Origin of the sequence: Kitasatospora terrestris (assembly GCF_039542905.1) — a bacterium.
GTDB lineage: Bacteria > Actinomycetota > Actinomycetes > Streptomycetales > Streptomycetaceae > Kitasatospora > Kitasatospora terrestris.
The window spans coordinates 5461271-5474406 of record NZ_BAABIS010000001.1; the positions used below are offsets into that span (position 1 = coordinate 5461271).

At 72.1% G+C, this 13136-nt stretch carries 13 protein-coding genes and 1 pseudogene; 7 read left to right on the top strand and 7 right to left on the bottom strand.

What is annotated here, in order from left to right:
* Positions 1-142 precede the first annotated feature (142 nt).
* Positions 143-946 carry a GntR family transcriptional regulator gene (locus ABEB06_RS25220; protein WP_345699170.1) on the top strand — a complete coding sequence of 268 codons (804 nt, stop codon included), beginning with the start codon at positions 143-145 and terminating at the stop codon, positions 944-946.
* A gap of 66 nt (positions 947-1012) precedes the next feature.
* On the opposite strand, the gene ABEB06_RS25225 is transcribed toward ABEB06_RS25220, so the two are convergent.
* The 6 genes from ABEB06_RS25225 to ABEB06_RS25250 are packed head-to-tail and all read right to left on the bottom strand — an operon-like array spanning position 1013 to position 3545.
* Positions 1013-1384, bottom strand: coding sequence for a DUF6907 domain-containing protein (locus ABEB06_RS25225; RefSeq protein ID WP_425559692.1), 372 nt, complete (start codon positions 1382-1384; stop codon positions 1013-1015).
* Complete coding sequence (locus ABEB06_RS25230) at positions 1381-1992, bottom strand: HNH endonuclease family protein (RefSeq protein ID WP_345699172.1); 612 nt, start codon at positions 1990-1992, stop codon at positions 1381-1383. Before ABEB06_RS25230 ends, ABEB06_RS25225 begins: the two co-directional genes overlap by 4 nt.
* Before the next feature lie 8 nt (positions 1993-2000).
* Positions 2001-2195, bottom strand: coding sequence for a hypothetical protein (locus ABEB06_RS25235; RefSeq protein WP_345699173.1), 195 nt, complete (start codon positions 2193-2195; stop codon positions 2001-2003).
* Positions 2195-2506, bottom strand: a complete 312-nt coding sequence (locus ABEB06_RS25240; protein WP_345699174.1) for a hypothetical protein — start codon at positions 2504-2506, stop codon at positions 2195-2197. The genes ABEB06_RS25235 and ABEB06_RS25240 overlap by 1 nt, the downstream gene beginning before the upstream one ends.
* Entirely contained in the window at positions 2503-3108 is a 606-nt protein-coding gene (locus ABEB06_RS25245) for an RNA polymerase sigma factor (protein WP_345699175.1), read from the bottom strand. Before ABEB06_RS25245 ends, ABEB06_RS25240 begins: the two co-directional genes overlap by 4 nt.
* The gene (locus ABEB06_RS25250) at positions 3105-3545 is read right to left on the bottom strand and encodes a hypothetical protein (RefSeq protein WP_345699176.1); all 441 of its coding nucleotides are present in this window, start codon (positions 3543-3545) and stop codon (positions 3105-3107) included. Before ABEB06_RS25250 ends, ABEB06_RS25245 begins: the two co-directional genes overlap by 4 nt.
* 121 nt (positions 3546-3666) lie before the next feature.
* Between ABEB06_RS25250 and ABEB06_RS25255 the strand changes: the two are divergent.
* From ABEB06_RS25255 to whiG, 3 genes and pseudogenes are all read left to right on the top strand, one after another.
* Positions 3667-5082: pseudogene (locus ABEB06_RS25255) on the top strand (YifB family Mg chelatase-like AAA ATPase); the annotation flags it as partial.
* A 570-nt stretch (positions 5083-5652) separates the two neighbouring features.
* Positions 5653-6858 (top strand): DNA-processing protein DprA, encoded by a 1206-nt coding sequence (gene dprA / locus ABEB06_RS25260; protein WP_425559693.1) that lies wholly within the window; start codon positions 5653-5655, stop codon positions 6856-6858.
* A 1292-nt stretch (positions 6859-8150) separates the two neighbouring features.
* On the top strand, positions 8151-8990 hold the full coding sequence (gene whiG / locus ABEB06_RS25265) for an RNA polymerase sigma factor WhiG (protein ID WP_425559799.1): 840 nt from the start codon (positions 8151-8153) through the stop codon (positions 8988-8990).
* Positions 8991-9061: 71 nt separating this feature from the next.
* On the opposite strand, the gene ABEB06_RS25270 is transcribed toward whiG, so the two are convergent.
* A complete protein-coding gene (locus tag ABEB06_RS25270) occupies positions 9062-9475 on the bottom strand; it encodes a murein hydrolase activator EnvC family protein (protein ID WP_345699177.1) in 414 nt (137 codons plus the stop codon).
* 775 nt (positions 9476-10250) lie between these two features.
* On the opposite strand from ABEB06_RS25270, the gene rpsB reads away from it, so the two are divergent.
* From rpsB to pyrH, 3 genes are all read left to right on the top strand, one after another.
* Complete coding sequence (rpsB, locus tag ABEB06_RS25275; protein ID WP_345699178.1) at positions 10251-11117, top strand: 30S ribosomal protein S2; 867 nt, start codon at positions 10251-10253, stop codon at positions 11115-11117.
* A 129-nt stretch (positions 11118-11246) separates the two neighbouring features.
* On the top strand, positions 11247-12086 hold the full coding sequence (gene tsf, locus ABEB06_RS25280) for a translation elongation factor Ts (RefSeq protein ID WP_345699179.1): 840 nt from the start codon (positions 11247-11249) through the stop codon (positions 12084-12086).
* 251 nt (positions 12087-12337) lie between these two features.
* Positions 12338-13093: a UMP kinase gene (gene pyrH / locus ABEB06_RS25285; protein ID WP_345699180.1), complete on the top strand. Its 756-nt coding sequence runs from the start codon at positions 12338-12340 to the stop codon at positions 13091-13093.
* The last annotated feature ends 43 nt before the right edge of the window (positions 13094-13136 follow it).

A 13136-nucleotide genomic window follows, 5' to 3' on the forward strand; every position in this document is an offset into this window, starting at 1 on the left:
CGAAGCCCGCCCCAGTCGGTTAGGTGCATGCACCTAACTCGGTAATCTGATGGTGACTCACAGCGTCCGGCGCAGTCAAGGGAAACGTGCAAGCACGTAAACTGAAGTCTCGAAACGGGGACCGACCCGAGAGGAACCCCACATGCCACGATCCGCAGAGGAGATCGCAGCCGGCCTGCGCACGCGCATCCACGACGGCGAACTCCAGCCCGGCGACCGACTCCCCACGATGGAAGCCCTCGCCGAGGAACACGACGTCAGCCGCCAGACCGCCCGCCAGGCCCTCAACATCCTCAAGACCGAAGGACTGGTCGAGTACCGCGGCGGCCGCTCCGGAACCTTCGTCCGCCAGAAGCCCGCCACCCGCATGGTCCGCGCCCGCGCCATGGAGCGCGACAACCTCGGCTACTACAGCGGCGCCAACGTCCAGCACTGGCGCCTGGTCGAAGGCACCCGCACCGAGGTGGGCGAAGTGCCCGCCCCGGCCGACATCGCCGCCTACCTCGGCGTCGAACCCGGAACCCCGGTCGTCGCCCGTAAGCGGATCAACGGCGACCCCGACGTCCCCACCCACCGGCAGCTGACCGACAGCTACCTGCACCCTGCCGCCGTCGCCGCCGTCCCCGTCATCGCCGGAAACTCCGGCCTCGGCGGGATCTACGACCGCATCGAGGAGTGGGCCGAGCAGCCGATCAGCTGGGAGGAAGAGATCACCGCGATCACTCCCAGCCCGGCCGAGGCGGAGGCGTTGCTGATGCCGCCGGGCGTCCCGCTGCTGCGGGTGATCCGCACCTCCACCGTCAAGGTCGACGGCAAGGTGCTGGTCGCCGAGGTCAACGACATTCGGTTCAGCGCCGAAGTCTTCTCGATTCGCTACCCGATGACCCGCCGGGGAGCCGCGAAGTGGCCGGTGCAGCCGGCGACCAACGACTTCTACAGCAGTTGATCACTGAGTGGAGCTGTGTCCCGGCCGACGCTACCGGCCGGGACACAGCCGTTTCAGGGGGCGCTGCTATCCGGCGCCGGCGGTGATCCGGTCCAGCTCGGCGGCCAGGTCCCGCAGCCGCCCGGCGTAGCCGACCAGGCCCTCGGCCAGCTCACGCAGCCCCGCGGAGTCGAAGCCCTGCCACGTGCCGTCCACCAGCACCGTCACGTACGGCACCCGGCGGGCCGGATCCGACGCGAACGGGAACTGAGTGAGCGCCGCCTGCAGGATCCGCGACCGGCCCTGCCGAGACTGCACCGACAGCCCGATCTCGGGCCCGTCGTGGAACACGTCCACCTTCGCGCCGCCGTGCTCGTGCGGAGTGGCGCACCAGTCCGGCTCGTCGAAGGTCACCGGACCGTGATCGCAGGTGACGACCGTGACCCTCCGCCGCGTCATGACCCACCGCCCGGCCGGCTCTGATGCTTCCCCAGGTGGCCGGGCCGGCGGGAACACAAGTTGCCTGCCCTGCTCCGATGGTCACAGCTGGGGCCGCTGGGCGGCCGGACCGCCCTTGCGGCGGCGTACGCGGCGATCATCCTGTCCGTGCGGCATCTCCGGCAGACGCGGCCACCGGTGTCCGGTCGGATGTACGTGTTGACCTCGTTGAAGGCATGGCCGTTGACGCACGACGCACGACGGATGTTGCGACCCACCGGCGTGTTCGGCGAGCGGCGCGCGTTCTCCCCGCCCGTGACCGGCTGCAGGTGATGCGGGTTGACGCACCGCCGGTGCAGGCACTCCGGACCGCCAGTGCACGACGTATCCCGCGTGTGGCAGAGGTGGTCCAGCTGGAGACCAGCTGGAACGGGGCCGACCATCAGCTCGTAGGCCACCCTGTAGGCGCGGCGGTTTGCCCGGCCGACGTGGATGGCGCCGTACCCCTGGTTCGTGGCAGCGGTCCAGATGATGCACCCGTCGGGCCCGGCGGCCGTCTTTGGCAGCAGCCTCGCCAGGACTTGCTCCGGGCCGAGCACCGGCGTGTCGGCGGCGATCAGGCTCGCCAAGGTTCGGCTCATGCCTCACCCAGCCGGCCACCCGCAGCGGTCTGCGCCAGCAGATGCCGCACCAACCGCGCACCAGCCCGATCCCGACGGCGCACCGCCAGGGCGAGCGCCTCGTACAGGCCGAGCAGGCTCGGGCGCCGCGGCTTCACACGGCCGATCGCGGCGTCCTCCGTCGGCCGGGGGATCTTCGAGGTCTTCGCCATCACAGGTCCCCGTCCTCGACCGAGGCGTAGGCGCCGAAGAAGATCTCGACCCCGCCGACCTGGCCATGCACGAACCGGCCCAGCACGCGCTCGTTCTCCCGCAGGTCGAACACCGACCCGGTCACCTCCACGCCCAGCGCCGCGGCGAACAGCTTGGCCACCCGCCGGATGTCCGGGTCATGGGCCGGCAGGCCCCCGCCCACCCCGTCCCGGCCGGAAAGCACCCACGAAATCGGGAAGGCCTGCAGCTCCGTGTGCTGGGTCAGGAAGCCGTGCAGCGCGGCCGCCGCGGGCAGGCTGTTCGCGCTCATCGGGCACCCGCCAGCACCTGCAGGCCCAGCCCGGACAGCTCACCCGCGCCGGTGTTCCACGCCTCCCGCGCCTCCCGCAGCACCTCGCCGGCGCGCTGGAACGCGGCCAGCGCCACCTGCCGGCACTGCTCGGTGGACTCCACCCGGGCCCTGCTACGGGCCCGAGCCGCCACCGACTTCGACCCGGACAGGTTCGCCAGCGCCATGTTGTGCCTGCGGTACGCCGCCCGGTAGGTCGCCGCGGCGTTCGTCAGCACCTCCCGGGCCTCCTCCAGCTCGGCGAACAGCCCGGCGAGGTGCGGGGTGTCCGCGGCCCCGGAGGCGGCCTCGGTGGTGTTCGTCGCCCCGAAGTCCATGGCCTGCTCGCCGGAGGACCGGCGGCGGAAGTGCTCGGCGATGGTGCGGTCGGCGCTGAGGTACAGGAAGGCCCGCGGGTGCTCGACCACGAGGCCGGCCTCCAGCTTCCGCCAGACGGTCAGGAACGTGTCGGCGGTCAGGTCCTCGGCGAGGTGCCGGTCGGGGGTGAACAGGCGGCGCTCGATGTGCCGGGTGACCGCAGCCTTGTGGTCGCGGTACAGCTGGTCGAAGTCGGTGGCGTTCACGCGGTCACCGCCTCGGCCGCGGCGACGGGGGCCGGGGTCTCGACGCGGGCGACCTTGAGGGTCGGCGCGGAGGTCTTCATCGGGATGTCGCCGAGGCCGTGCGCCTTGAAGATCGCCTTGATCTTGTCGAGGTCGGCGGTCTGTCGGCCGGACGGCTCGCGGGTGATGGACCACCCGGCGTAGGTGCCGATGGGGAGCCGGTCGAGGATCTTCTTGGCGGCGCGCTTGGTTCGGTCGGCGCTGCGGGCCTGCTCGGCGGCGCGCTGGTAGGACTTCGCTGCGGCGGCGATCTCGTCGGCCGGGGGGATCTCGTCGGGCTCGTACAGGCCGACCGGGGGGATGTGGGCGGCCGGGGTGCTGGTGGCCGGGGCGATGGCGGCGAGGACCGTCTCGCGGACCGCGTTGATCAGGCGGCGGGGCATGGCAAACTTACGCATTAGCTGCGCTCCCTGGTTGACTCAGGTGAGTTCGGTGAGGCCGGGTAGAGGGAGGTCAGAAACCCTCTGCCTGGCCGTTTGTCGTCGGGGGACCCGGCGACACGAGAAGCGTCGCAGCTTAGGTATTGCCCTCGCCGTCGCCTGTGCCGTGCTCGCCGCCGCCGAGCGCCTGGATCCGTCCTCGATCGCGGGCCTGCTGATCATCGGTGAGCTCGGTCTGGACGGCCGGGTCCGCCCCGTCCGCGGTGTCCTGCCGGCGGTGCTCGCCGCCGCCGACGCCGGATACCGCGAGGTGGTCGTCGCCGAGCAGACCTCCGCCGAAGCAGCCCTGGTGCCCGGTGTGTCCGTCCGCGGAGTGCGCAGCCTCCGCCAGCTGATCGCCCTGCTCACCGGCGCGCCCGAGCCCGAGGAGCCACCGGTCCTCGGTGCCGGCCTGCCCGACCCGATGGCTGCCGGGCTCCTGCTGCCCGGAGTCGGAGTCCGCAACCTCGCCGCCAACCACGACGTCCGACCCGACCTCTCCGACGTCGCGGGCCAGTACGAGGCCCGGCGTGCACTGGAGATCGCCGCCGCCGGTGGACACCACCTCTACCTCAAAGGCCCGCCGGGCGCCGGGAAGACCATGCTCGCCGAGCGACTGCCCGCCCTGCTTCCCCCGCTCACCCACGCCGAGGCGCTCGAAGTCACCGCGGTCCACTCCGTGGCCGGCCTCCTCCCCGCCGACCGGCCCCTGGTCGACGCCCCGCCCTACTGCGCGCCGCACCACTCGACCACCATGCCCGCGATCGTCGGCGGCGGCACCGGTCTGCCGAGACCCGGTGCCGTCTCGGTCGCCCACCGGGGCGTGCTGTTCCTCGACGAGGCACCCGAGTTCCCGGTCCGGGTGCTCGACGCCCTCCGCCAGCCCCTGGAGTCCGGCGAGGTGACCATCGCCCGCTCGGCAGGCTCGATGCGGCTGCCGGCCCGCTTCCTGCTCTGCCTGGCGGCCAACCCCTGCCCCTGCGGTCAGTACTCGATGAGAGGAGGGGGCTGCGAATGCACCCCGGTCATGGTCAACCGCTATCAGGCGCGACTCTCCGGGCCGCTGCTCGACCGGGTCGACCTCCAGGTGCAGGTCGCGGCCGTCACCAAGACCGAACTGATGGAGCGCGACCGCACGTCGGAGACCACCGCCACGGTCGCCGCCCGCGTACGCGCCGCCCGCGAGCGAGCGGCCGCCCGGCTCGTCGGCACCCCTTGGCGCACCAACGGCGAGGTGCCCGGGCATGAGCTCCGCACCCGCTGGCGGCTCGCCCCCGGATCACTCACCGACGCGGAGCGGGACCTGGAACGCGGCCTGCTGACCGCCCGCGGTCTCGATCGCGTCCTACGCGTCGCCTGGACGGTCGCCGACCTGGCCGGCCGCCCCCGGCCCGAACGCAGCGACATCAGGACCGCACTGACCCTGCGCACCGGTGTCCACCGGGGCCAGCCGCTCACCGACCCGCGGGTCGATCCGCACCGGGACCCCGACACCGACCTGGGCGGCGAGTGCTGACGCCTTGCCCGGCCAGCCCCGACCCGCACCGATCAGCACCGACCCGCGAAGGAGACGATCGTGAACCGGAGTTCAACGCCGAGCCTGACCGGTGGCCACCACAGCCCGGCCCCTGCCACGGCCTACCGCGCCGAGACGGCTGCGGGCTCGCCCGTGCCGGCGGTCCGGATCGCGGCCCCCGTGCCGCTCCCCGAACCGGGCCTTGCCGCGCGGCTACGTCCTCGGCCGAGGCGGCCCCGCAACCGCCCGACCACACCCGGCCCGGTCGCCGGGCAGGTCCGAGCGGCGCCGTCGGCCGAGGCGCGCGGCGCGCCTCGGCGAGGACCGGCGGCCTGCGCCCCGGGAGGACAGGCCGTGCCGTCAGCAGGGGGTGGCCTCGGCGCCGAGGCCGGCCCCGATGCTGCAGCCGCCGTCGGGGACGGTGGCCGCGCCGGAACCGGAGCCGGGGCCGGCTCCGACACCGTTATCAGTGCGGGCATCAGCCCCGGGAACGGTGGTGAGGACGGTGTCAGGGGCGAGGGCGCCGCGTCGACCGCTCCGGGCACCGGGTGGTGGCCGGCGGACCGGGCCGTGTCCGAGACCGCGGCTAGCGGTCCCGCAGTTGCCGCTCCCGTGTCTCCAATCGTTGAGTCACCCGCCGAGGTCGACCCCGAGAGGTGGGCCCGGGCCGCGCTCACCCGCCTGATCGAACCGGGCGACGCGACCATCGGGCGCGCCGTCGCACGGCTCGGCGCCCTGAGGGTGGTGCGGGCGATCAGGGACGGCACAGCACCGGAACACCTCGGGCTCAGCTCGGCCAGGCTGGCCGCCTATCGAGCGCGCCTTCCGGAGATCAACCCGAGGGTGGATCTGGAGCGTGTGCGAACCCGCGGTGGCCGATTCATCATTCCGGGGGACTCGGAGTGGCCCTCGCAACTCGAGGATCTGGGGGACGGCCGGCCGGTCGGGCTGTGGATCCGCGGCACCGGTTCGCTGCGCCTGCTCGCCCTCCGCTCGGTCGCCGTAGTGGGATCCCGGGCCTGCACGCCGTACGGAAGGTACGTGGCCGGTCAGCTCTGCTCCCAGCTCGCCGAGCGGGGGTGGGTGATCGTCTCGGGTGCGGCGTACGGCATTGATTCCGCCGCTCACCAGGGCGCACTCGCGGTGGGCGGTACGACCGTGGCGGTACTCGCGTGTGGCGTGGACGTCGCGTACCCGCCCGGAAACGCGGGGCTGATCGAGCGCATCGCCGCCCAGGGGCTGGTGGTCAGCGAACTTCCGCTCGGCACCCACCCCAACCGGTTCCGCTTCGTCCTCCGAAACCGCGTCATCGCCGCACTCACCCGCGGGACGGTCGTTGTCGAGGCGGCGCTGCGCAGTGGTGCACTGAGTACGGCACGGCGGGCCCGGGACCTCAACCGGCACACCATGGGCGTCGCCGGGCCGGTGACCTCCGAATTGTCGGCCGGAGTCCACGCCCTGATCCGGAGTGGGGCGGCCACCCTGGTGACGGACGGTGCCGAAGTCGGCGAACTGATCGGTGCGATCGGCGAGGACCTCGCGCCTCGGCGCGCCGGGCCGGTTCTCCCACGAGACCTGTTGGAACCCCCGGTGGCCAGGGTCCTGGAGGCGGTCCCGGCCAACGCCGAGGGCGCGCCGCCCGAACGGCTCGCCCGCCAGGCGGGCCTGACTCTCGACGAGACGATGAAACGGCTCTACGAGCTCGGTTCGCTGGGCTACGTCGAACGCTTCGGCGCCCACTGGCGGCTTGTCAGGCGACGCCTGCAGGAACTGTAGGAGGCCGCTGTCAGGGGCCGGAGAGGGAGAGGGGAGGGGGGCATCGGGGGAGGTGGTCGACGAACGCGCGGTGATTGCCGGAGAGCGCCGAGCCGGAGACCCACCGAGCTGGAGACCACCGAGGCGGAGACTTCGGACCCGGGCCGGCGCGCACATGGTGGCGACCGGTGATCGGCACCGGCTACCCCTGCCGGCGCCGGCGCCCCGGTCCAACCCTCGCCCCAGGTCCGGAACCGGCGATCGGCGACACGAGGCGGCGCGCGCCGCGCCGTCCGCGCCGCCTGCCGGACCGGCCAGTTCAGCGGGACACGCCGGGGCGGAGCAGTGGCGCCACCGGATCGGGGGACGACCGAGTGGCGGTAGCGCTCTGCAGCGACTTGGTCACGCTACGCTCCCTATGGCTTCCCTATCAGCACATGACTCGGCAGAACGGCGCAGACCAACGCATGCCCACACACATTCCCGGACACCGGGTGACTGGTGGCGCCCGGTCCCCCGAAGGGACGGGGGCCGAGATCCGCTCCACCGCAGAGCTCCAGCCGAAGGGGCCGGGGCGGCTGGGGCTGGCGCGTAAGGTCGCCCCGCCACAGGCGCCCGGCCAGTCCACCGCCGGTCAGCCGATGGCGACGGGCCAGCCGTCAGCCCTGCGGCGAGCCGCCGGTCCGGCCGGCCCTGGCAGCCCTTCGGGTGACCGTCCAGTCACAGCCGGGCCCCCCGCGTCGGCCGCGCCACCGATGGTTCCATCCGCCGGTCCGGCGATGCCCGGCATTTCCGCCGCGCCCAACATTCCTGCGGCATCCGTCGGCCCCATGGCGCCCACCGTCCCTGGTGCGCCTAGTGAGCCTGATGTACCTAGTGCGCCTGGTGTGTCTGGTGGGCCTGCTCCGGCTGCGCCCGCCGGCCCCGGGGCGTCCCTGCCAGGCCGGCCGGCCGGTCCCCGGAGCGCTGCGGCTCAGGCTGCAAGTGGCCCCGGAGCGGCGGACCAGCCGACGATCGGTCAGTCGTCGTCCGGTCGTCGGCGGGAGCGTGACGGCCGTACCGCCTCCGGGCCGTCGGCGACGAAGCCGTCGGCGGCGCGGCCCGCAGGAGCCAGAAGGGCTGCGAACAAGCCTCCGGCAGCTCGCTCCGAGACAGCCCGGCCGGCGGACGCCGGTGCCGGTACGGAGGCCGCCGCGCAGGGCAGTCGGCCCGGGCCGGGCGCGGCAGCCGCGCCGACGCTGGTTCCCGCTCCGGGCCCTGCCCCGGTGTCGTCGCTTCCCGCCGCTGCCCCCGCCGCGTCCGCAGCGGCCTCGATCCCCGCCGCCACCGTCCCTGGTTCTGCCGGGAATGGTGCCAATCCCCACCCCAACCCCAACCCGAGCCCCAACCCCGAGCGCACGGAGTTGGAGAACCTCTGGCGCTCCTACAAGGAGACCGCTGACCCCCGGCTGCGCGAGCAGCTGATCCTGCACTACTCGCCGCTGGTCAAGTACGTGGCCGGCCGGGTCGGCGTCGGCCTGCCGGCAAACGTCGAGCAGGCGGACTTCGTCTCCTCGGGCGTGTTCGGGCTGATCGACGCGATCGAGAAGTTCGACATCGACCGGGCGATCAAGTTCGAGACCTACGCGATCAGCCGGATCCGCGGCGCGATCATCGACGAACTCCGCGCGCTCGACTGGATTCCGCGTTCGGTCCGGCAGAAGGCAAAAGCGGTCGAGCGGACCTACGCCACCCTGGAGGCGCGGCTGCGGCGTACGCCGCACGAGCCCGAGGTCGCGGCGGAGATGGGCATCTCGCTGGACGACCTGCGCACGATCTTCAGTCAGCTGTCCCTGGCCAATGTGGTCGCCCTGGACGAACTGCTGCATTCGGCGGGCGACGGCGGCGATCGGCTCACGCTGATGGAGACGCTGGAGGACAGCGGCGCCGACAACCCGGTCGAGATCGCGGAGGACCGCGAATTGCGACGACTGCTGGCAACGGCCGTCAACACGCTGCCGGAGCGGGAGAAGACCGTGGTGACGCTCTATTACTACGAGGGGTTGACGCTCGCGGAGATCGGACAGGTGCTCGGGGTCACCGAGAGCCGGGTCAGCCAGATCCACACCAAGTCGGTGCTGCAGCTCAGGGCCAAGCTCTCCGACGCGCGATGAGCATCCGCACGTCCCGGCCGGCCGGCTGGGGAACCCGTGGTGACTCGGTGCCCCACCGCCCCGCCTCCTCCTCATCGGAGGTCGTGGCCGAGCGGGAGCAGTCGTGCCCGCCCGACGCCGAACAGGGCGAGCGGGTCGAGGTAGCGGTCTCCCCGTAGTAGCCCCCAGTGCAGGCAGCCCGTCGCGCAGTGGCCCGTGCCCGTGGCGACGGTGCCGATGGGCCGGCCGGCGGCCACGGAGGTGCCGACCGCTACGGAGCCCGCGACCGGCAGGTAGGTGGTCCGTAGCGGCGGACTGCCCGAACCGGGATGGGTGACGGTCACCACGGGGCGGCCGGCGACCATTCCGGAGAAGGTCACCACCCCGGGTGCGGCCGCCCGTACGGTCGCGCCCTCGGAGGCGGCGAGGTCGACCCCGCGATGCCCCGGCGCCCAGCGGACCGGCGGGGCGTCGAAGCGCTGCCGGAGCCCGTCCCGCCCGCCCACCGGCCACGCCCGCCCCGCACCTGGGCCGCCCCCGGTTGGCACCGGCCCGCCTCCGGTCGGCACCGGCCCGCTCCCAACCACCACCGAGCCCGCCGGGACCAGCTCCACCGCGGACCCAACCGGCGAGACCGACCCCACCGACCCCATCGGCCCGCCGGTCATCGCCCCCAGTAGTGCGAGCCCCACCACGAACGCCAGCCTCACCATCAACGCCGACCCCACCGCACGAGCAGACCCCACCGCGCATGCGAATCCCGTCACCCGACCGCCATCACCCCGTGTACGAACAGCCATGCACCAGAGCTTGCCGTCGCGCGCCCTTCCCGGCGACGGCCGATGCGACCCCTGTGGACAACTCCGCCCTGTGGACGACCGCTGTCCCTCACATGGGTGAACCTGGGTGAACGGCAGGCGGCGACAGCGCGTCCCGGCCGCCCCGACGGGCGTGGTCGGCCGCCTGGAGTCGCCCGCTGCTCGGCGCTTCCCGTACACTTCACACGCGACCCGGTCTGCCGGGTCGACTTCGCACGCCCCGCCACCGGTGGAGCGGCCGCCCCTTCGAGGGTCCGGTCGCCGCCCGCCCGGTGCGAGTGCCGCTCGGTCCGCCGGGCCTGTCGCAGCCGAAAGGCCGCACAGGCGGCGCGGCTGGCACGTCGGGGCGTCAGGCGTGGCGGTCGCCCGACTGCCGCGGACAAACCGAGAGCCCCTGCACCCCGTCCTTCCCGCCCCTGGCGGGCCGGCGGCGCGCCGGGCAAGCACACGAGGAGTACGGCACATGGCCGTCGTCACGATGCGGGAGCTGCTGGAGAGCGGCGTCCACTTCGGTCACCAGACCCGTCGTTGGAACCCGAAGATGAAGCGCTTCATCTTCACGGAGCGCAACGGCATCTACATCATCGACCTCCTGCAGTCGCTGAACTACATCGACCGCGCCTTCGAGTTCGTCAAGGAGACCGTTGCCCACGGTGGCAGCATCCTCTTCGTCGGCACCAAGAAGCAGGCCCAGGAGGCCATCGCCGAGCAGGCTGCGCGCGTGGGCATGCCCTACGTCAACCAGCGCTGGCTCGGCGGCATGCTGACCAACTTCTCGACCGTCTACAAGCGCCTGCAGCGCCTGAAGGAGCTCGGCGAGATCGACTTCACGGATGTGGCCGGCTCGGGCCTCACCAAGAAGGAGCTCCTGGTCCTCCAGCGCGAGTACGACAAGCTGGAGAAGACCCTCGGCGGTATCCGCGACATGCAGCGCGTGCCCAGCGCGATCTGGATCGTGGACACCAAGAAGGAGCACATCGCGGTCGGCGAGGCCCGCAAGCTCAACATCCCGGTCGTCGCGATCCTCGACACCAACTGCGACCCCGACGAGGTCGACTACAAGATCCCGGGCAACGACGACGCGATCCGCTCCGTCACCCTGCTGACCCGCGTGATCGCCGACGCCGTCGCCGAGGGCCTGAAGTCCCGTGCCGGTGTCGCCAAGGGCGACGTCAAGGCCGAGCCGGGTGCCGACCAGCCGCTGGCCGACTGGGAGAAGGACATCATCGAGGGCGCCAAGGCCGACGAGGCCCCCGCCGCCGAGGCTGTCACCGAGGCCCCCGCCGAGGCTGCTGCCGAGGCTCCGGCCGCCGAGGCCGAGCAGGCCTGACGCACTACAGGGTGAGGGGCACCGGCCGGTAGGAAGCCGGTGGGTGCCCCTCTCTCCCGTGCCGGGGCTGAACCACGAGCCCCGGCGCCTCCCCACGCAGACACGCGAGACGTGAGAAGAGATCACACCATGGCGAACTTCACCGCCGCGGACGTCAAGAAGCTCCGTGAGCTGACCGGCGCCGGCATGATGGACTGCAAGAAGGCGCTGGACGAGGCCGAGGGCGACGTCCAGAAGGCCGTCGAGCTCCTTCGCATCAAGGGCCAGAAGGGCGTTGCCAAGCGTGAGGGCCGTGACGCCTCCAACGGCGCCGTCGCCTCCCTCATCGCCGAGGACAACAAGTCCGGCGTGCTGGTCGAGCTGAACTGCGAGACCGACTTCGTCGCCAAGGGTGGCAAGTTCGTCGAGGTCGCCAACGCGATCGCCGCGCACGTCGCCGCCACCTCCCCGGCCGACCTCGAGTCCGCTCTGGCCTCCGAGATCGCCGCCGGCCAGACCGTCCAGCAGTTCGTGGACGAGGCCAACGCGACCCTGGGCGAGAAGATCGTCTTCCGTCGCTTCGCGCAGTTCGACAACGACGGCTTCGTCGGTGTCTACATGCACAAGTCCGACCCGGACCTGCCGCCGACCATCGGTGTCCTGGTCGAGCTGGACAAGGCCGACGCCGCCACCGCCAAGGACGTCGCGCAGCACATCGCCGCCTTCGCGCCGAAGTACCTCTCCCGCGAGGAGATCCCGGCCGAGGACCTGGAGAACGAGCGCCGCGTCGCCGAGGCCACCGCTCGCGAGGAGGGCAAGCCCGAGGCTGCCCTGCCGAAGATCGTCGAGGGTCGCGTCACCGGCTTCGTCAAGGAGAACGCCGTTCTCGAGCAGGCCTTCGCGAAGGACAACAAGAAGACCGTCGCCAAGGTCCTCGAGGAGGCCGGCGTCTCCCTCAAGCGCTTCGTCCGCTTCCGCGTCGGCGCCTGAGACCGTTCCCTCGCGCTTCCGACCTAAGGTAGGAAGCGGCCCGCTCGACAGGGCGGGAGGAACGCGCCGTGCGCGCCCCCAGCACCCTTCGGGGGCGGCGTCGGCACCATGAACGACGAGGAGGCCATTGCCGTGCAGGACACCGAACCGGTTCCCGCGGCAATGGCCTCCTCTTGTGTAACCGCAGGTCCGGGTCCGCACACCCGGCTCTGCGTGCAGTAGCCGAACAGCAGGCGGAGAAGGAGAAGTCCATGCAGGAGACGCAGGAGACCGCACCGGACGGCACGCGCCGTCGGGTTCTGCTCAAGCTGTCCGGCGAAGCGTTCGCCGGCGGTGGCGGCCTCGGCGTCGACCCGGACGTGGTGCACGCCATCGCCCGTGAGATCGCCACCGTGGTCCGCTCGGGCACCGAGGTCGCGATCGTGATCGGCGGCGGTAACTTCTTCCGTGGCGCGGAGCTGCAGGTCCGTGGCATGGACCGGTCCCGCTCCGACTACATGGGCATGCTCGGCACCGTGATGAACTGCCTGGCGCTCCAGGACTTCCTGATCAAGGAGGGCATGGAGACCCGGGTCCAGACGGCCATCACCATGGGCCAGGTCGCCGAGCCGTACCTGCCGCTGCGGGCGATCCGGCACCTGGAGAAGGGCCGCGTGGTGATCTTCGGCGCCGGTATGGGCATGCCGTACTTCTCCACCGACACCACGGCCGTCCAGCGCGCGCTGGAGATCCACGCCGACGTCCTGCTGATGGGCAAGAACGGCGTGGACGGCGTCTACGACTCCGACCCGCGGTCCAACCCGGCGGCGGTCAAGTTCGACGCGCTGGACTACACCGAGGTGATCTCCCGCGACCTCAAGGTGGCGGACCTGACCGCGATCACGCTGTGCAAGGACAACGGCCTGCCGATCCTGGTCTTCGAGCTGCTCGCCGAGGGCAATATCGCCCGTGCGGTGAAGGGTGAGAAGATCGGCACACTCATCAGCGAGGATTCCGCCCGGGCCTGACGGCCGGGGGCTATGAGCAGCAACAGCCGTCCGGGCCACCGGT

Coding starts and splice junctions, on each gene's coding strand:
- ABEB06_RS25220 (WP_345699170.1), top strand. CDS start 143: ATGCCACGATCCGCAGAGGAGATCGCAGCCGGCCTGCGCACGCGCATC.
- ABEB06_RS25225 (WP_425559692.1), bottom strand. CDS start 1,384: ATGACGCGGCGGAGGGTCACGGTCGTCACCTGCGATCACGGTCCGGTG.
- ABEB06_RS25235 (WP_345699173.1), bottom strand. CDS start 2,195: ATGGCGAAGACCTCGAAGATCCCCCGGCCGACGGAGGACGCCGCGATC.
- ABEB06_RS25240 (WP_345699174.1), bottom strand. CDS start 2,506: ATGAGCGCGAACAGCCTGCCCGCGGCGGCCGCGCTGCACGGCTTCCTG.
- ABEB06_RS25250 (WP_345699176.1), bottom strand. CDS start 3,545: ATGCGTAAGTTTGCCATGCCCCGCCGCCTGATCAACGCGGTCCGCGAG.
- rpsB (WP_345699178.1), top strand. CDS start 10,251: ATGGCCGTCGTCACGATGCGGGAGCTGCTGGAGAGCGGCGTCCACTTC.
- tsf (WP_345699179.1), top strand. CDS start 11,247: ATGGCGAACTTCACCGCCGCGGACGTCAAGAAGCTCCGTGAGCTGACC.
- pyrH (WP_345699180.1), top strand. CDS start 12,338: ATGCAGGAGACGCAGGAGACCGCACCGGACGGCACGCGCCGTCGGGTT.